The 18,275-nt window shown below is 68.8% G+C and carries 17 protein-coding genes; 6 read left to right on the forward strand and 11 right to left on the reverse strand.

The window, feature by feature from the left end:
• Positions 1-95 precede the first annotated feature (95 nt).
• The gene (locus tag ACAM57_RS20330) at positions 96-1,325 is read left to right on the forward strand and encodes an MFS transporter (protein ID WP_369658667.1); all 1,230 of its coding nucleotides are present in this window, start codon (positions 96-98) and stop codon (positions 1,323-1,325) included.
• Between the two features lie 2 nt (positions 1,326-1,327).
• Here ACAM57_RS20330 and ACAM57_RS20335 read toward each other — a convergent pair whose 3' ends face one another.
• Together ACAM57_RS20335 and pmbA are read right to left on the reverse strand one after the other, a co-directional pair.
• The gene (locus ACAM57_RS20335) at positions 1,328-2,275 is read right to left on the reverse strand and encodes an AraC family transcriptional regulator (protein ID WP_184636472.1); all 948 of its coding nucleotides are present in this window, start codon (positions 2,273-2,275) and stop codon (positions 1,328-1,330) included.
• Between the two features lie 40 nt (positions 2,276-2,315).
• Positions 2,316-3,686, reverse strand: coding sequence for a metalloprotease PmbA (gene pmbA, locus ACAM57_RS20340; RefSeq protein ID WP_369658668.1), 1,371 nt, complete (start codon positions 3,684-3,686; stop codon positions 2,316-2,318).
• A gap of 104 nt (positions 3,687-3,790) precedes the next feature.
• On the opposite strand from pmbA, the gene yjgA reads away from it, so the two are divergent.
• Together yjgA and mog are read left to right on the forward strand one after the other, a co-directional pair.
• Positions 3,791-4,447 (forward strand): ribosome biogenesis factor YjgA, encoded by a 657-nt coding sequence (yjgA, locus tag ACAM57_RS20345; RefSeq protein ID WP_369658669.1) that lies wholly within the window; start codon positions 3,791-3,793, stop codon positions 4,445-4,447.
• Positions 4,444-5,037 carry a molybdopterin adenylyltransferase gene (gene mog, locus ACAM57_RS20350; protein ID WP_184636469.1) on the forward strand — a complete coding sequence of 198 codons (594 nt, stop codon included), beginning with the start codon at positions 4,444-4,446 and terminating at the stop codon, positions 5,035-5,037. Before yjgA ends, mog begins: the two co-directional genes overlap by 4 nt.
• 9 nt (positions 5,038-5,046) lie before the next feature.
• Here mog and ACAM57_RS20355 read toward each other — a convergent pair whose 3' ends face one another.
• The 7 genes from ACAM57_RS20355 to czcI form a co-directional block, all read right to left on the reverse strand.
• Positions 5,047-5,424 (reverse strand): hypothetical protein, encoded by a 378-nt coding sequence (locus tag ACAM57_RS20355; protein ID WP_369658670.1) that lies wholly within the window; start codon positions 5,422-5,424, stop codon positions 5,047-5,049.
• A gap of 92 nt (positions 5,425-5,516) precedes the next feature.
• Positions 5,517-6,269, reverse strand: coding sequence for an SDR family oxidoreductase (locus tag ACAM57_RS20360; protein WP_369658671.1), 753 nt, complete (start codon positions 6,267-6,269; stop codon positions 5,517-5,519).
• Between the two features lie 150 nt (positions 6,270-6,419).
• Positions 6,420-7,334: a cation diffusion facilitator family transporter gene (locus tag ACAM57_RS20365; protein WP_369658672.1), complete on the reverse strand. Its 915-nt coding sequence runs from the start codon at positions 7,332-7,334 to the stop codon at positions 6,420-6,422.
• Positions 7,324-10,536: a CusA/CzcA family heavy metal efflux RND transporter gene (locus ACAM57_RS20370; RefSeq protein ID WP_369658673.1), complete on the reverse strand. Its 3,213-nt coding sequence runs from the start codon at positions 10,534-10,536 to the stop codon at positions 7,324-7,326. The genes ACAM57_RS20365 and ACAM57_RS20370 overlap by 11 nt, the downstream gene beginning before the upstream one ends.
• Before the next feature lie 10 nt (positions 10,537-10,546).
• Positions 10,547-11,941 (reverse strand): efflux RND transporter periplasmic adaptor subunit, encoded by a 1,395-nt coding sequence (locus ACAM57_RS20375; RefSeq protein WP_369658674.1) that lies wholly within the window; start codon positions 11,939-11,941, stop codon positions 10,547-10,549.
• Between the two features lie 26 nt (positions 11,942-11,967).
• Entirely contained in the window at positions 11,968-13,317 is a 1,350-nt protein-coding gene (locus ACAM57_RS20380; RefSeq protein WP_369658675.1) for a TolC family protein, read from the reverse strand.
• Between the two features lie 99 nt (positions 13,318-13,416).
• Positions 13,417-13,791: a cation efflux protein, CzcI family gene (gene czcI / locus ACAM57_RS20385; RefSeq protein WP_369658676.1), complete on the reverse strand. Its 375-nt coding sequence runs from the start codon at positions 13,789-13,791 to the stop codon at positions 13,417-13,419.
• Between the two features lie 176 nt (positions 13,792-13,967).
• Between czcI and ACAM57_RS20390 the strand changes: the two genes are divergently transcribed.
• Together ACAM57_RS20390 and ACAM57_RS20395 are read left to right on the forward strand one after the other, a co-directional pair.
• Entirely contained in the window at positions 13,968-14,645 is a 678-nt protein-coding gene (locus ACAM57_RS20390) for a heavy metal response regulator transcription factor (RefSeq protein WP_126018189.1), read from the forward strand.
• Entirely contained in the window at positions 14,642-15,964 is a 1,323-nt protein-coding gene (locus ACAM57_RS20395) for a heavy metal sensor histidine kinase (protein ID WP_184636456.1), read from the forward strand. Before ACAM57_RS20390 ends, ACAM57_RS20395 begins: the two co-directional genes overlap by 4 nt.
• A 6-nt stretch (positions 15,965-15,970) precedes the next feature.
• Here ACAM57_RS20395 and ACAM57_RS20400 read toward each other — a convergent pair whose 3' ends face one another.
• On the reverse strand, positions 15,971-17,224 hold the full coding sequence (locus ACAM57_RS20400) for a cation:proton antiporter (protein WP_184636454.1): 1,254 nt from the start codon (positions 17,222-17,224) through the stop codon (positions 15,971-15,973).
• A 31-nt stretch (positions 17,225-17,255) separates the two neighbouring features.
• On the reverse strand, positions 17,256-17,573 hold the full coding sequence (locus ACAM57_RS20405; protein ID WP_369658677.1) for a winged helix-turn-helix transcriptional regulator: 318 nt from the start codon (positions 17,571-17,573) through the stop codon (positions 17,256-17,258).
• Positions 17,574-17,702: 129 nt separating this feature from the next.
• On the opposite strand from ACAM57_RS20405, the gene ACAM57_RS20410 reads away from it, so the two are divergent.
• On the forward strand, positions 17,703-18,275 hold the full coding sequence (locus ACAM57_RS20410; protein ID WP_369658678.1) for a carboxymuconolactone decarboxylase family protein: 573 nt from the start codon (positions 17,703-17,705) through the stop codon (positions 18,273-18,275).

Below are 18,275 nucleotides of genomic sequence, written 5' to 3' on the forward strand. Positions count from 1 at the left end.
CCGGAGTCGAGGGCTTTCGGCCCTTCCTGGTTGCATTTCAAAACTCCATCGATAGAATCGATTTCAGTTTTTATTTGAAACCAAATAGGGCAATCATGAGCACCACGCCGCCATGCCAGGCCACCTTCGCGCGCCCATGCGCCACGCCGTCGATATCGGGCGCACTGGCGCTCCTCTTCGCCATCGCCTGCGGTCTGGCTGTGGCCAACGTCTACTACGCGCAGCCGCTGCTGGACACGCTGGCGCACACCTTCGGCATCCGGCCCGCCACTGTCGGCGTCGTCATCACCATCACGCAGATCGGCTACGGGCTGGGGCTGCTGCTGGTGGTTCCGCTGGGCGACCTCGTCGACCGCCGCCGGCTGATCGTCGGGCAGTCGCTGCTGTCGGTGGCCGCGCTGCTGGCCGTGGCGCTGGCGCCCAGCGCGTCGGTGCTGCTGCCGGCGATGGCCGCCGTGGGCGTGCTCGCCGTGGTGACGCAGGTGCTGGTCGCCTACGCCGCGAACATGGCCGTGCCGGGCGAGCGCGGCCGCGTGGTGGGTACCGTCACCAGCGGCATCATCATCGGCATCCTGCTGGCGCGGGCGGTCTCGGGCACGCTGTCGGATCTCTTCGGCTGGCGCTCGGTGTACCTGGCCTCGGCGGCGGCCACGCTGGTGGTCGCCGGGCTGCTGTGGATGGTGCTGCCCGCGCGCACGCGGCCCGCGCCGGGCATCTCGTACCCCCGGCTGATCCGCTCGGTGTTCGCGCTCTTCGCGCAGGAGCCGGTGCTGCGCATCCGCGCCGTGCTCGCGATGCTGATCTTCATGTCCGTCACCATGCTGCTGACGCCGATGGTGCTGCCGCTCACGGCACCGCCCTTCTCGCTCTCGCACACGCAGGTGGGCATGTTCGGGCTGGCGGGCGCGGCCGGGGCGCTAGGTGCCGCGCGAGCGGGCCGCCAGTCGGACCGAGGCCGCGCGCAGCGCACCACCTGCATCGGCCTGAGCGCGATGCTGCTTTCGTGGGGGCTCATCGCGATGCTGCCGTGGTCCATCTGGGCGATGGTGATCGGCGTGATCGTCATCGACTTCGGCCTGCAGTCGGTGCACGTGGCCAACCAGAGCCTGATCTACCGCGTGCGCCCCGAGGCGCAGAGCCGGCTGACGGCCGGGTACATGATCTTCTACTCCATCGGCTCCGCCACCGGATCGATGGCTTCGACGATGGTGTACGCCCATGCGGGCTGGAATGGCGTCTGCCTGGCCGGAGCCCTTGTCAGCGGCGCGGCGCTGCTGTTCTGGGCGCTGACCGGGCACCTGACGCCGCGAGACACGGCCGCCTGAGTTCAGTCCGTGGTGGCCAGCGGCGTGTTCTGCGCGGTGCGCAGCCCGAAGCGGTCCTGCGCCTGCTGCCGGTAGACCGAGGGCGTCATGCCCTTGAGCTGCAGGAAGCGGCGGTTGAAGTTCGCAAGGTTCGCGAAGCCCACCTCGTAGCAGATGTCGCTCACCAGCCTGTCCGACTTCTGCAGCATCTCGCAGGCCTTGGCCACGCGCAGCCGCGTGACGAAGTCGGTGAAGGTGGCGCCCATGTGCCTGTGGAACCAGCGCGAAAAGCTGCTCTCGGCCATGTTGGCCACGGCGCACACGGCGGGCAGAGAGAGTTCCTCCGTCAGATGCCGGTCGAGGTGGTCGAGCACGCGGCGCATGCGCGTGTTGACGCTCGGATCCTCGGCCACCGGCTCGGCCGTGCTGGAAATCTGCCGCCAGTCGGGCCAGCGGGCCAGCTCGTGCAGCAGTCCGATGAAGGCCGACAGCCGCGCCATGCCCTCCTGCCCCTGCACGCGCTGGAAGCGCTCGCGCACGAGGTCGCCGATGCCGAAGAACTCGATGCCTAGCTTCGCCCGGTCGAGCATCGGCAGCACCGCCTTCAGTTCGGGGAACAGGTCCGTGCCCTTGCGCAGCGGCTCGTCGCGGAAGTGGATGACCATGCTGCGCTCGGCGATGCCCTCGGGTGGCACGTCGTGCGAGATCCAGGTATGGGGCAGCCGGGCGCCCACCAGCGCCACATAGCCGGGCTCGAAGCGCCCGATGTGGTCGCCGACGAAGGCATCGCCGCTGCTGCGGTTGATGCACTGCAGCTCGTATTCGTCGTGGTAGTGCCAGCAGTCGAAGGGCCAGGGCACGCCGTGCTGCAGGCAGCGCACCGAACTGCCGCCCGCCGGCTCGAAGCCGAGCCTCGGGTCGCGCATCAGTTCGTGCTCGAGTTCGGGTTTTCGCGCTGCGTTGTGCCTCATGGTTCGACTAGCCTTCGCGCGCAGGCCGGCGGCGCAGCCTTCAGGCGCCGGCGACCTTCATGCGGTTCACCAGGACCGACCCCGTGGTCTTGGCGCCGAAAGTGTAGGCATCGGCCCCGATGGCTTCAATACCCAGCAGCATGTCCTTCAGGTTGCCGGCGATCGTGATCTCCTGTACCGGGAAGGCGATCTTGCCCTTCTCCACCCAGAAGCCGCTGGCGCCGCGCGAGTAGTCGCCGGTCACGTAGTTCACGCCCTGCCCCATCAGCTCGATCACGAAGAGCCCGGTGCCCAGCTTGGCGAGCATGGCGTCGAGGTCGTCGGTGTGCTTCGTCAGGCGCGAGCTCAGCGTCAGATTGTGCGAGCCGCCGGCGTTGCCGGTGGTCTTCATGCCCAGCTTGCGCGCCGAGTAGGTCGAGAGGAAGTAGCCCTCGAGGCGGCCGGCATCGACCACCTTGCGCGCCCGGGTGGTCACGCCTTCGTCGTCGAAGGGGGCGCTGCCCTTGCCGCGCAACAGGTGCGGGTCTTCGGCCACGTCGACGTGCGCGGGCAGCACGGGCTTGCCCAGCGAGTCGAGCAGGAATGTGCTCTTGCGATACAGCGATCCGCCGCTCACGGCCTGCACCAGCGAGCCCAGCAGGCCCACGGCCAGCGGCGACTCGAAGAGCACCGGGCATTCGACGGTCTTGATCTTGCGCGACTTCAGGCGGCTGAGCGCGCGTTCGGCGGCGTAGCGGCCTACGGCCTGCGGGCTGGCCAGTTCGTCGGCCGAGCGCATGGAGCTGTACCAGGCGTCGCGCTGCATGTCGTCGCCCTTGCCGGCGATGGGCGCCACCGAGATGGAGTGCCGCGAGCTGGCGTAGCCGCCCCTGAAACCGTGCGTGTGGGCGCTGAAGAAGTGGCTCTGCTGGGCCGAGACGCCCGCGCCCTCACTGTTGGTGATGCGCTTGTCGGTCGACAGGGCGGCCTCTTCGCATTCCAGGGCCAGCTTCGCGGCCTGCTCACTGGTCACGTCCCAGGGGTGGAACAGGTCGAGCTCGGGGTGCTCCTTGGCGATGTCTTCCTCGTCCGGCAGGCCGCTCACGGGGTCTTCGGCGGTGAAGCGGGCGATGTCGTAGGCCGCCTGCACCGTCTGGGCGATGGCCGCCTCGGAGAAATCGGAGGTGCTGGCATTGCCGCGGCGGTGGCCCACGTAGACCGTGACGCCCAGCGACTTGTCGCGGTTGCGCTCGACGTTCTCCAGCTCGCCCTTGCGCACCGAAACGCTCAGGCCGCAGCCCTCGGAGGCCTCGGCCCCGGCGTCGGTGGCACCCAGCCGCTTGGCGTGCGCCAGGGCGGTGTCGACCAGGTTTTCGAAGAAGGAGCGGCTGTAGGCGAAGCCGGAATCGGCGCGCGAGGAGGATGTCGTCATGTGGTGGCTATGATACTTGCGCCCCCCATTTCCCGTTTTCAGCAGCTTCCCGCTGCGCATTGCACGCGTTGCAACGCCGCAAGGCGCGGCCCAGAATCCCTCCCATGTCCCGCAAACCCAAAAAAGGCTATTACGTCCGCGGCCATTTCGTGGCCGAAGGCAGCGAGCTCGACCTCGAGCTCAAGCGCGAGCTCAAGGGCTCCGACGACGCCAGCCGCACCGATCTGAAGCGCGAAAGCGAAGAACTGCAGAAGCTGGGCGCCGAGCTGCTCACCCTACGCGCCGGCCTGTTCGACGCGCTCCAGCTCGACGAGAAGCTGGTCGAGGCCATCGCCGAAGCCAAACGGATCACCAATTTCGAGGGCAAGCGCCGCCAGATGCAGTACGTCGGAAAGCTCATGCGCAAGCTGGAGCCCGAGGCGCTGGAGGCCGTGAAGCGGGCCCTGGCAGAGCAGAACACCGTGCCGGCCGCCGAAGTCGCCGCCCTGCACGAGGCCGAGCGCTGGCGCGACAGGCTGATTGCCGACGACGACGCCCTCGGCGGCTGGATCGAAACCCACCCCGCCACCGACGCCCAGCAGCTTCGCGCCCTGGTGCGCCAGGCCCGCAAGGACATGAAGGCCGGCCCCGCCGGCGAGGCGCCGCGCCAGGGCAAGGCCTATCGCGAGGTGTTCCAGGTAGTGCGCGCCCAGCTGGCCGTGCACGGCGGCGCCGACCATGCCGCCGCAGCGGCAGCCCAGGACCGGGAAGAAGACGCATGAGCGAGGCTGCATTCGATCCGGTGCGCATCGGCATCGTCTCCGTCAGCGACCGCGCCTCCAGCGGCACCTACGAGGACAAGGGCCTGCCCTCGCTGAAGGAATGGCTGGGCCGGGCGCTGAAGAACCCCATCGAGTTCGAACCCCGGCTGATTCCCGACGAGGCGGAACGCATCAGCGCCACGCTGATCGAGCTGGTCGACGCCGGCTGCTCCCTGGTGCTGACCACCGGTGGCACCGGCCCCGCCCTGCGCGACGTGACGCCCGAGGCCACGCTGGCCGTGGCGCACAAGGAAATGCCGGGCTTCGGCGAGCAGATGCGCCAGATCAGCCTGCGCTTCGTGCCCACCGCGATCCTCTCGCGGCAGGTGGCGGTGATCCGTGACAAGAGCCTGATCATCAACCTGCCCGGCCAGCCCAAGTCGATCGCGGAAACGCTCGAAGGGCTGAAGGACACCGAGGGCGTGCAGGTGGTGCCGGGCATCTTCGCGGCCGTGCCCTACTGCATCGACCTGATCGGCGGGCCCTATCTCGAGACCGACGATTCCGTCTGCAAGGCCTTCAGGCCCAAGTCGGCCATTCGAGCCCGCTGAGCCTGTTGCTCATTGCGCCGCCTGCGCGCTCTTCGCCTCGACGTCCTTCAGGCAGGCGTTGATGGCGGCGTTCGACGCCAGCCCGTAGCAGCGCGCAGCGGCCGCGCGCACGGCCTTCTGCTGAACGCGCCGTTCCTCGGCGCTATCGATCTGGTAGCTCATGAGCCACTTCATGGCGAAGGCGAGCACGATGCCGAAGCCTATAGCGATGCCGACCACCGTCGAGCGCCAGGTCCGCGCCGGCGCGGCGGGAGGTGCCGAGCCGTAACCCACGTCGAAGGCCATCGGCGGCTGCGCCGGCGAGCCGCCGTGGACCCTGCGGCGCTGCGGGGCGCGCGGCTCGGCCTTCGTCTGGGTGAAAGACTTGTTGTCGTAGCGGCTGCTCATCGATCTGCGTGCATGGGGAGGTAGTCCGGACGCGATTGTCCAACAGCCGTCCCCCGCAGGCTGAAACGGCCGGTGGCTGTGTTCCTCCTCGCTCAGGCCGCCGCGCGCCGCGCCAGCCACTCGTCGAAGCGGATCGTGCCCAGGCGCGGGTTCGATCCGGGCGTCAGCGAACGGTCGTCGAGCTGCACGCCGAAGTAGCGTGCGCCGGGGTCGGTCACGACCTTCCGGGCATCGCCCGTCGCCGCGAAGAAGCGGCGCACCAGCGCGTCGAGCGGCAAGGCCTCGGGCCCGGCGATCTCGATCCGGCCGCGCGCCGGCAGCTCGGTCACGACCTCGGCCAGCGCCGCCGCCACGTCGTCGGACGCCATCGGCTGGATGAGCGCGTCCGAAAGCCGAGCCACGCCGTCCTGCACGCCCGACGCCGCGATGGCGCCCACGAACTCGAAGAACTGCGTGGCCTGCACGATGGTGTAGGGCACGGGCGAGGCCTCGATCAGGTCTTCCTGGAGCTGCTTGGCGCGGAAGTAGCCGCTGTCGAGCAGGCGCGCGGTGCCGACCACCGACAGCGCGATGTGATGCGCCACGCCGGCCTTCACCTCGGCCGCGAGCAGGTTGCGCCCCGCTGTCGCGAAGAAGTCGAGCGCCGCCTGGTCCTCGAACGAGGGCGAATTCGCCACGTCGACGACGACGCGGGCGCCCGCGAGCGCCTCGTCCAGGCCCTCGCCGGTGAGGGTGTTGACGCCCGTGGAGGGCGATGCGGCGACGACGTCGTGGCCGGCCTCGCGCAGGCGGGCGGCGAGCCTGGAGCCGATGAGGCCGGAGCCTCCGATGATGGCGATCTTCATGGTCGATTCCTTGGTCAAGAAAGAGTGCAAGGAGTGCGAAGGGGCGCCCCCGATGGCCGCCCTCGCCTGCAAGACGTCCGGCCGCACGCGCTTGTGACAGCCGGATCGCTCTTTCTTCCAAAAAATCGGCCCAACCCCCGCTCTGGGCCCTCACCGCCCCTTCACCGCCCCGAAACCGTGCGTGTCGGCCGCCTGCTCGCAGGGCACCCGTTCAGCCTGCACGGTCGAATGGTGGATATCGAAGCGCTCGGCCAGCATCGCGCGCAGCCGCTGCGTGAGCGGCGCCAGGTCGCCCACCTCCGGCGTGCACACCACGTGCACGCTCAGGCTCACCTTGCCGCTGGACAGCGCCCACACGTGCAGGTCGTGCAGGCTCGCGACGCCCTCGCCGCCCAGCAGCGCGCTCTCGACCGCGGGCAGGTCCACCTCGTCGGGCACGCCTTCGAGCAGCACGTTGAGACTTTCGCGCAGCAGGCGCCAGGTGCGCGGCAGTACCCAGAGGCCGATGGCCACGGCGATCACCGAGTCGACCCAGCCCCAGCCCGTGTAGCGAATGACGATGGCGCCGACGATCACGCCGATGGAGCCCAGCATGTCGGCCCACACCTCCAGGTACGCGCCCTTCACGTTGAGGCTCCGGTCCTTGCCGCAGGCCAGCAGCCGCATGCCGATGAGGTTGACCACCAGCCCGCCTGCGGCCACCAGCAGCATCGTGGTCGACTGGATCTCGGCCGGCGCCGAGATGCGCCGGTACGCCTCGTACAGCACGTAGATCGCCACGAAGAACAGCAGCACCGCGTTGAGCACCGCCGCCAGGATCTCGAAGCGGTAGTAGCCGAAGGTGCGCCGCCGGTCCGCCGGCCGCTTCCCGATCCAGATGGCGGCCAGCGAGATCGCCAGCGCCACCGTGTCGGTGAACATGTGCGCGGCATCGGACAGCAGCGCGAGGCTGCCCGACACCAGCCCGCCCACCACCTCGGCGACGAGGTAGACCGAGGTCAGCAGCAGCGCCCAGCGCAGTGCCTTCTCGTTGCCGCCGGTGGCGTGCGCATGCTCATGTGCCATGGGAGCCTCGCAGTGAAGGGGCCGAAGGATCGGGCGGCGCGCCGATCGCCTGTTGCTGCGCCTTCTCCTCTTCCTCGTCGCGCCGGTGGGCGATGCGGTAGAGCAGCGGCAGCACCAGCAGCGTCAGCGCGGTCGACGACAGGATACCGCCGATCACCACCGTGGCCAGCGGCCGCTGCACCTCGGCGCCGGTGCCTGTGGCGATGGCCATCGGCACGAAGCCCAGCGAGGCGACCAGCGCCGTCATCAGCACCGGCCGCAGCCGAGTGAGCGCGCCTTCGCGGATGGCGGCGTCCAGCGGCAGGCCGCCCTCTCGCAGGTTGCGGATGAAGGAGATCATCACCAGCCCGTTGAGCACCGCCACGCCCGACAGCGCGATGAAGCCCACCGCCGCAGAGATCGACAGCGGAATGCCGCGCATCCACAGCGCCACGATGCCGCCCGTGAGCGCGAACGGGATGCCGGTGAACACCAGCAGCCCGTCCTTGATGTTGCCGAACATCGCGAACAGCAGCGTGAACACCAGGAGCAGCGACACCGGCACCACGATCTGCAGCCGCTGCGTGGCCGAGGCGAGGTTCTCGTACTGGCCGCCCCACACGGTCCAGTAGCCGGTGGGGATCTTCACCTTGCCCATCGCCTCCTCGGCTTCGGCCACGAAGGAGCCGAGGTCGCGCCCGCGCACGTTGGCGCTGACCACGATGCGGCGCTTGCCGTCCTCGCGGCTCACCTGGTTGGGGCCGGGCGCGATATCCAGCGTGGCCACCTCGCCCAGCGGAATGAAGCTGGTGCGCAGGCCCTCGGCGCCCGCGCCCTTGGGCAGGGCCACGGGCAGGCGCTTGATGGCCTCAAGGTCGGTGCGCAGCTCCTCGGGCAGGCGCACGATGATGTCGAAGCGCCGGTCGCCGTCGAACAGCGTGCCCGCCTCGCGCCCGCCCACGGCGGCGGAGATGGCGTCCTGCACGTCGCCCACGTTGAGGCCGTAGCGCGCGGTCTTGGTGCGGTCGATGTTCACCGTGAGCATCGGCAGGCCGGTGGTCTGCTCGATCTTCACCTCCGCCGCACCGGCAATGCCGTTGAGCACGCCCGAGACCTCGGCCGCTGTCTTGTTCAGCACGTCCATGTCGTCGCCGAAGATCTTCACGGCCACGTCGCTGCGCACGCCCGAGATCAGCTCGTTGAAGCGAAGCTGGATGGGCTGCGAGAACTCGTAGTTGTTGCCCGGCAGCTTCTCCACTTCTTCCTGCACCGCCGCGAGCACCTCGGCGCGCGAGCGCTTCGGCGTGGGCCACTCGCTCTCGGGCTTGAGCATGATGTAGCCGTCGGAGATGTTCGGCGGCATCGGGTCGGAGGCGATCTCGGCCGTGCCGGTGCGCGCGAACACGCGCTCGATCTCCGGAAACTTCGTCTTCAGCGTGCGCTCGAGCTGCTTCTGCATCTCGACCGATTGCGTCAGGCTGGTGCCCGGAATTCGCAGCGCCTGGATGGCGAAGTCGCCCTCGCTCAGGCTGGGCACGAACTCCGTGCCCAGGCGCGTGGCCAGCAGGCCCGACAGCACCACGGCAACGGCGGCGAAGGTGATGACCAGCGGCTTGGCCGCCATCACGCGCGCCAGCAGCGGCTCGTAGGCGCGCTTGGCCCACAGCATCAAGCGGTTTTCCTTCTCGCTGACCTTGTTGCCGATGAAGAGCGCCACGGCAGCGGGAATGAAGGTGATCGACAAAACCATCGCGCCCAGCAGCGCGATCACCACGGTGAAGGCCATCGGGTGGAACAGCTTGCCCTCGACACCCGTGAGCGCAAAGATCGGCAGGTACACGATCATGATGATCAGCTGGCCGAACAACAGCGCGCGCCGCGCCTCCTGAGAGGCAGCGAACACTTCATGGAAGCGCTCGCTGCGCGTGAGCGGCCTGCCCTTGTGGGCCTGCGCGTGGGCCAGCCTTCGCACGCAGTTCTCCACGATCACCACCGCTCCGTCGATGATGATGCCGAAGTCCAGCGCGCCCAGGCTCATGAGGTTGGCGCTGACCTTCTGGTTCACCATGCCGGTGAAGGTGAAGAGCATCGACAGCGGAATGACGAGCGCCGTGATGATCGCCGCGCGGATGTTGCCGAGGAACAGGAACAGGATCGCGATGACCAGCACCGCGCCCTCGAACAGGTTCTTCTTCACCGTGGCGATGGCCTTGTCGACCAGCACCGTGCGGTCGTACACCGTCACAGCCTTCACGCCGGCGGGCAGCGTGCGGTTGATTTCCTGCATCTTCCTGTCGACGGCCTGCGACACGGTGCGGCTGTTCTCGCCGATCAGCATGAACACCGTGCCCAGTACCACCTCCCGGCCGTTGTCGGTGGCAGCACCCGTGCGCAGCTCGCGGCCGATGCCGACCTCGGCCACGTCCTGCACGCGCAGCGGAATGCCGTTGGCGTTGCCCAGAATGACATTGCCGATGTCCTCGGCCGACTTCACCTGCCCCGGCGCGCGAATGAGGTATTGCTCGCCGCGCTTCTCGATGTAGCCCGCGCCCACGTTGGCGTTGTTGCGCTCCAGCGCGAGCACGATATCGCCCATGGTCAGGCCGTGGGCCAGCAGCTTGGCCGGGTCGGGCGCGATCTGGAACTCCTTGGCGAAGCCGCCGATGGAGTTGATCTCGGTCACGCCCGGCACGTTGCGCAGCTGCGGCTTGATGATCCAGTCCTGTATCTCGCGCAGGTCGGTGGGCGAATACGGCTTGCCGTCGGCCTTTTTCGCGCCCTCCTCCGCCTCGACGGTCCAGAGATAGATCTCGCCCAGGCCGGTGGAAATCGGCCCTATCACCGGCGAGATGCCGCGCGGCATGCTCTCGCGCGCGGACTGTATGCGCTCGTTGACGAGCTGGCGCGCGAAGTAGATGTCGGTGCCGTCCTTGAAGATCACCGTGACCTGCGAGAGGCCGTAGCGCGAGAGCGAGCGCGTCTGCTGCAGGCCCGGCAGGCCGGCCATGACGGTCTCTATCGGATAGGTCACGCGCTGCTCGGTCTCCAGCGGGGAGTAGCCGGGCGCGGCGGTGTTGATCTGCACCTGCACGTTGGTGATGTCGGGCACGGCGTCGATGGGCAGCTTCTGGTAGCTGAAGATGCCCAGCGCCGCCATGCCGAACACGGCGAGCAGCACCAGCCAGCGCTGCTCGATGGAGAAGCGGATGATTCGTTCGAACATGCGGGCTTCCTCAGTGGGTGTGCGTGGCCGAGCTCTTGCCCTGCTGCGACTTCACGACGAAGCTGCCGCTGGCCGCATACGCCGCGCCGGGCTTCAGCCCGCCGACGATCTCGACGCGCTTGCCGTCGCTGCGGCCTGTCTGCACGTGCTGCGGCAGGAAGCCGCCGGGCACGCGCAGGAACACGGTGGGCTTGTCTTCCACGGTCTGCACCGCGTCGGCCGCGACCGTCACGGGCGCCTCGGTCTCCGAGGCCACCAGCTCGACATTCACGAAGAGGCCCGGGCGCCAGATGCGGTCGGGGTTGGTCAGCGTGACGCGCGCCGTGGCGGTGCGCGTCTGCGCGCCGATCAGCGAGCCCACGTACGAGACCTTGCCGGTCGCGGTCTGGTCGAAGGCGCTGGAGCGGATCTTCACCTGCTCGCCGACGCGCACCAGGTTCAGGTTGCTGGCGGCCACGCTGATCTCGGCCCACACGGTCGACAGGTCGGAGATGGTGAAGACGTTGACCGCCTCGCCCACCGATTCGCCGAGCGAGATGTGCTTCTCGACCACCATGCCGTCGAAGGGCGCGCGCAGCTCGTAGCGGCCCAGCGCCGACGAGCCGGGCGTGGCGCCCAGCGCCAGCAGCTTCTGGTTGGCGTTGGCCACGGCGATGCGCGCCTCCTGCATGGCCTGCTCGGCCTGCAGGTAGTCCTGCTGCGGCGAGATCTTCTCCTCCCACAGCTTCTTCTCGCGCTCATACGTCGTGCGGGCCAGCTCCAGCCGGCGCTGCGCCGACTGCAGCTCGCTGCGCTGCTCAGAGAGCCCCGGGCTCGACAGCACCGCGAGCACCTCGCCGCGCTTGACCTCCTGGCCCAGATTGGCCGGCACGCTGTCGACCACGCCCGCCACGCGCGGCACCACATGCGCCGTGCGGTCTTCGTTGAACTTGATCTCGCCGGGCAGCTGCAGCGACAGCTTGATGCGCGCGGGGCCGGCGCTCTCGATGGCGATGTCGGCAGCCTTGATCTGCTCGTCGGTGAAGGCGATCTTTTCCTCGTCTTCCTTGTGGGCGGCGGACTTCTCTTCGCCTCTGGTTTCGCCGGAGGCTGCCTTGGCCTCGCCCTTGCCTTCCTCGGCGTGATGCTCCTTGTCGCCGTGGCCCTTGGCCTCGCCGTGGTTGTGGTCATGGTCTTCGCCGGCCTTGGCCTCCTTGTGGCCCTCTTCCTTGTGGCCGCCCTCCTCGTGGTGCTCGCCGTCGCCATGGCCGGCGGCTTCCGAATGGCCGGCCGCCTCGGGCTTGGCTGGCGCGCTGCGCAATATCAGCGCCCCGGCACCCGCGCCCAGCACGAGCACCGCCGCGATGGCGATCAGCTGCTTCTTGCCGACACGCTCGGCGAAAGTCTTGCGTTCTTCTGTGTTCATGATCTGTGGAATTCCTTGTTTGCCTGTCAGTGCGCGACGGGCGTGGTCATCGCGGGAGTGGTCGCGTCGCCTTCATTGCCCAGCAGCCGGTCGAGCTCTCCCGCGGCGCGGTGCGCGTCGGCCAGGGCGAGCAGGTACTGCGCGCGCACCTGGAACAGCGTGCGCTGCGCATCCAGCGCTTCGAGGAAGCTGAACTTGCCCAGCTCGAAGCCCTTGGTGGCGGCCTTGTAGGCGCTCTCGGCGCCGGGCAGCGCGTCGCGCTGCAGCGTCTCGGCGGTGGCGTGCGCGGAGCGCAGGCGCTCGGTGGCCTGGGCCACGTCGGTGCCCAGCTGCAGCTCGGCGGCGGCGAGGTCGTCGCGTGCCTTTTCCTCGCGGCTCAGCGCCTCGGCGACGTTGCCCCGGTTGGTGTCGAAGATCGGCAGCGGCACCGACAGCCCCAGCACCACCTGGTTGCGCCGGCTGCTGCCGGTCTCGCCCTCGGAAGCCGGCACGCGCTTGGCGCCCAGCGAGACGGTCACGTCGGGAATGCGCCTGGCGCGCTCCAGATCGGCCAGCGCCTTGCGCCGATCGACCTCGAGCCGCGCCTGCCGCACCACCGGTGCATCGGCGAGCCTGCTGGCGATGTCCTGCGCCGAAGCTAACGCCGGCAGCTGATCGACCGCGCCATCCACCTGCGTGAAGCGGGGAGCGGGATTACCCCACAGCGCTGCGAGCTGCTGGCGTGCCGAGCGCAGCGTGCCCTCGGCCTGCATCAGCTCGACGCGGATGCCGGCCTCGGCCACGCGCGCCTTGGTTTCCTCCAGCGGCGAGACCTTGCCGGCAGCCACGCGGTTGGCGGCAGCGCGGGTGGCGGTCTGCGCGAGGCCTACCGAATCCTGCGCGAGCCGCAGGCGCTCCTGCGCGGTCAGCACGTCGAAGAAGGCTGTGACAGTGGCCGCGCGGATCTCGGCGCGGCGCCCAGCCAGCGCCGAGGCCGCCTGGTCGCGCGCCCGCTCGGCCGCCGTGACGCGGGCCGAGCGCTTGCCGCCCAGCTCGATGGGCTGGCTCAGCTGCAGCGTGGTGGTGCGGTTGTCGCGACGCATGTCTTCCAACTGCACGTCGAGCGTGGGGTTGGGCCAGGCGCCGGCCTGGACGACGGCGCCCTCGGTGGCCTCCTGCTCGCGCAATGCGGAGGACAGGCCGGGGTTGGCCCGCATCGCCATGGCGACGGCGCTGCGAAGGGTCAGCGGACCCGCGGGCTCCTGCACACGGGTGTTGGCCGCACCGGACGGCGCGGGTTGTGAATGGGGGACTCCGGCGGAGGCCTGAGCGACCTGCGAAAAAGCCGGGGGCGCCGCCATGGCCAGCACGGCCAGCGGCACGAAGAGCGTGCGCATCGAATTCTCCTGGGTTGCGAAACAACGGACGGACGAATTCGGCGAGAGCTCGGCTAGCTGATGGTGGGTATCAGAAGGGGGTGGTGTGCTCTCGCCGAATCAGGAGGCGAGAGACCAGTCGGGGCGGACCGGAACGTCGGAGACATGCGAGGCGAAACGCTCGTCGGGCGTCGCGCGCAGCGGCTGGGCCACGCGCGCCACGGAGGCCACCGGTTCGTCCAGCGCATCGGCATGCTGGGCATGGCCGAAGTGGCAGACGGCGCAATCGCCGACCACCGCATTGGGCTGGGTGCTGGAGTTCTTCTGCGCACCTTCGCCGCTGTGGCTGCGGTCGGTGCCGCGGGTTTCGCTTTCGTGGTGGCCCCAGTGGTCGGGCCGGGTGTCGCGCTCATGCTGGCAGTACGCCGATGCCGACGCCCAGCTGAACTGGAACGGCAGCAGGGCGAGCATGAAGATGAGAAACCAGCGGCGCATGGAGGCAAAAAGTATATCGGCGGGCTGCATCGGGCATTTCGGCAATGGCCCTGCAAGGCGCAGGCCCTGAACGAAGCGGGCCGGCGCAATGTACGACCGGGGGGCGAGGCTTTGTCTGTCAGCAGGATTACCGAAACGTAACCCCCGTACCGGAAGTGCTTCGATACCATCCGCAGATGCGAATCCTTGTCATCGAAGACGAGCCCAAGCTGGGCGACTACCTCAAGAAGGGGCTCGAGGAGAACGGTTACGTCGTCGACATAGCCCGCGACGGCATCGAGGGAAAGTACCTCGCCACCGAGGGTGACTACGCACTGATCCTGCTCGACGTGATGCTCCCCGGCATCGACGGCTTTGCGGTGCTGCAGGCCATCCGCCGCACGAAGAACGTGCCGGTGCTCGTGCTCACGGCGCGCGACAAGGTCGAAGACCGCGTTCAGGGGCTGCAGCAGGGCGCCGACGACTATCTGGTCAAGCCCTTCTCTTTCTCCGAGCTGCTGGCGCGCGTGCAGGCCCTGCTGCGCCGCGGCAAGCCGCAGGACTCCACGGTGCTGCGGCTGGCCGACCTGGAGGTCGACCTGGTCAGCCGCAAATGCATGCGCAACCGCACGCGGCTGGATCTCACGGCCAAGGAGTTCACGTTGCTGCTGGTGCTGCTGCGCCGGCGCGGCCAGATTCTTTCGCGCACCACGCTTGCCGAGCAGGTGTGGGACATGAACTTCGACAGCGACACCAATGTGGTGGAAGTGGCCATCCGCCGCCTGCGCAGCAAGCTCGACGACCCCTTCGAGGTGAAGCTGCTGCACACGGTGCGTGGCATGGGCTACGTGCTGGAAGACCGCTCCTGGACTTGAGCGCCCGGCCGCAATCCCTGCAGAGCCGGCTGTCCCTCTGGCTCGCCGCGCAGACCCTGTTCGGGCTGAGCGTGATCTGCTTCGCCATCTACCTCGTCACCGCCTGGAACTTCGGCCAGAAGCAGGAAGAGGAGCTCGCCAACAAGGCGGTGCTGGTGGAGCACCTGCTACTGGAGGCCGAGAAAGGCGGCGACCTCGTCTTCCTGCGCCACAAGCTCGACGACTTCTTCTCGATGCAGGACGACGTGACGCTGTCGATCTCCGCCGGCGGCAGGCGGCTCTTCGAATCGAGGCCCGCCACCGGCGGCAAATGGATGCTGCGCGACCTGCAGGTGCCGTGGACGCAGGCCGGCGCCACCACGCAGCTGTCGGTGCGCCTCGGCGTGAACACCGCGCAGGAGGCCCAGCTGCTGCGCCGCCTGGCGTGGACGCTGCTGGGCGCCGTGGTGCTGGGCACCGCGCTGGTCTCTCTCACCGGCATGTGGCTGGTGCGCCGGGGCCTGAAGCCGCTCAAGACGCTGACCGAGCGCACCGCCGCGATGGCGCCCGACAAGGCCAACCAGCCCATCGACGCCAGCGACTTCGCCGAAGAGCTGCGCCCCTGGATCACCCAGTTCAACGCCCTGCTGCTGCGGGTGCAGCGGGCCTATGTACAGCTCGAATCCTTCAACGCCGATGTGGCGCACGAGCTGCGCACGCCCCTGGCCAACCTGATCGGCTCCACCGAACTCGCTCTCACCCGCCCGCGCAGCAACGAGGAGCTGCAGACCGTGCTCGCCTCCAACCTGGAAGAGGTCGGCCGGCTCTCGGGCATCGTCACCGACATGCTGTTTCTCTCGCAGGCCGAGCGCGGCGCGCCGATGCGCACGCGGGCGGTGGCGAGCCTTGCGGCGCAGGCAACCGACGTGATCGACTTCTACGACGCCATGCTGGAGGAAGCCGGCCTGCGCGCCGAGGTGCGCGGAGAGGCCATGGCCGATGTGGACGCGGCGCTGCTGCGTCGCGCGCTCTTCAACCTGCTGGGCAACGCCATACGCTTCGCGGCGCCGGCTTCGACGATACGCATCGAGATCGGCGAGGAAAGCGCCACCGAGTTCGCCGTGGCCGTGGTCAACAAGGGCGAACCCATCGACCCCGCCGCCCTGCCCCGCCTGTTCGAGCGCTTCTATCGCGCCGCACAGGCCCGCGACGGCTCGACCCGGCACCACGGGCTGGGTCTGTCGATCGTGGAAGCCATTGCCCGCATGCACGGCGGGCGGGTGTTCGCGGCCAGCCGGGGCGGCGAGACGCGTATCGGCTTCACCGTGGCGAAGCGCTGATGGAAGTCAGGGCTTCGCGTGCGCGGCGTCCGCTGCAACCGCCTGCTTGCGGCCGATGAACAGGTTGATCAGCGGACCCGTCATCGCGGTGGTCGCGAGCGCCATCACCAGCAGCATGGTGAAGAGCTCGGGGCCGATCAGCCCCGCGTCGAGGCCGATCTTCATCACGATGAGTTCCATCAGCCCGCGCGCGTTCATCAGCGAGCCGGTGGCCAGGCTGTCGCGCCAGCCGTAGCCCGCCATGCGCGCGCCGGCCGCGCCGCCGGCGATCTTGCCCACGGTGGCAACGCCCACGATCAGCAGCATCGCGCCCAGGCTCGCGCCCGAGAAGGCGTTGGCCGTGGTGCCAAGTCCGGCAAGGGCGAAGAAGAGCGGCATCAGCACCACGATGGAGATCGGCTCGATGCGCTCGGTGAGCGACTTCAGCAGCCGGTCGTCGCGCGGCAGGCAGGCGCCGAACAGGAAGGCGCCGAACACCGCATGCAGGTGCAGCCACTCGGTGACCAGCGAAGTTGCCAGCAGACCGATCATCAGCGCCGCCATCACCGTGGTCGAGGGCTCGCCTTCGGGCGCCTTGACGCGCAGCAGCCACGCGAAGGCCGGCTTGAGCCCGAGGAACAGCGCCGCTAGCACCACCGCCATGCCCAACGTGGTCTTCAGCAGCCCCTGGTAGCCCTCGCCCGCGCCGACCAGCGCGACCACCACGGCCAGCAGGATCCAGGCGAACACGTCGACCACGGCAGCCGCGCCCAGCGAGAGCTGGCCGAAGGGCGTGCGCGTCATGCCGCGGTCTTTCAGGATGCGCGCCATCACCGGAAAGGCGGTGATCGACAGCGCCGCCGCGATGAAAAGAGCAAAGGGCCAGAAGCCGACACCTGCCGGCGCGAGCGTGGGATGCAGCGCCGGTGCGATCGCGATGCCCAGCGCCATGGGCACGACCACGCTCAGCACGCCCACGTAGCCCGCCGAGCGCAACTGCTCGCGCACGCCCTTCGAGGCACGCAGCTCGAGGCCGACCACGAACATGAAGAGCACCAGCCCCAGCGTGGAAAGCGAGGAGAGCCCCTGCAGCGACTCCTTCGAGAACAGCTGCGCGTGCAGCGAGGGAAAGAGCGCGCCCATCACGACCGGCCCGAGCATCAGGCCCGCGGCCATCTCGCCGACCACGCCGGGCTGGCCCACATGGCGAAGGATCCAGCCGCAAAGACGCGCAGTGACCAGGATGACGATGAGCTGCAGCAGGAGCGAAGTGACGGACATCGGGTAGCCGGGAGTTGGATTTCGGCCGATGTTAGTTCGAAGCCGCGTCATCGAGCCAGCGGTTGGCCCACTGGTTCAGCGGCAGCAGGCGCCTGACCAGCTCCGCGCCGGCCTCGGTCAGCACATAGCCCGCCACGGCGAGCTCGACCACACCGACCGCGCGCAGCTCCTTGAGCCGGTCGTTCAGCACCGAGGGCGACATCTGGTCCGTGCTCGTGCGCAACGCCCTGAAGCTCTGAGGCTGCCCGTCGCGCAGCTCCCAGAGGATGCGCAGCGTGCCCTTGCGGCCGAGCTGCTCCAGCAGCCGCATGACGGGGCGGCGCGATGCGGCGGGTTGTGCGTCTTCCATGCGAAGCCTTCATTGATCGATCAGGCGAGTGTACGCGCTTGCGCTACGCAATCCGTAGCGATAGACTGCGCTCGACCGCTACGTATTTCGTAGCGATTTCAACCCGGTTGCAACGAAGGAGACAACCTCTTGACCGACACCACCACACAGCGCACCCCGCGCATCCCCCCGCTCGAAGCCCCCTACCCCGAGCCCATCGGCGAGCTGCTCACACGCATGACGCCGCCGCAGGCGCCCGAAATACTCGCGCTGTTCCGCGTGCTGGCCGTCAACCCCGCGCTTGCCGAGCGCACGATGGAACTCGGCCGCTACCTGCTGGGGCGCAAGGCGGCCATCAGCCTGCGGGAACGCGAGATCGTCATCCTGCGGGTCTGCGCCCGCTGCGGCGCCGAATACGAATGGGGCGTTCACTGGACCGGATTCGCCGACGCCGCCGGCTTCGACGACACCGACCGCCGCGTGATGGCATCGCCCGACGACGATCTCTCGCTGCTCGCCCCACGCGACCGTCTGCTGGTGTCGATGGTCGACCAGCTCCACGACACCAGCGACATCGACGACGCGCTGTGGGAAGCCCTGCGCGCCCACTGGAGCCACGCACAGCTCATCGAACTGATGATGCTCGCGGGCTGGTATCACTCTGTGAGCTATGTCTGCAACGCGGCGCGCGTGCCGCTGGAGAAGTGGGCCGCGCGCTGGTAA

The organism is Variovorax sp. V15, assembly GCF_041154425.1.
Taxonomy (GTDB): domain Bacteria; phylum Pseudomonadota; class Gammaproteobacteria; order Burkholderiales; family Burkholderiaceae_C; genus Variovorax; species Variovorax guangxiensis.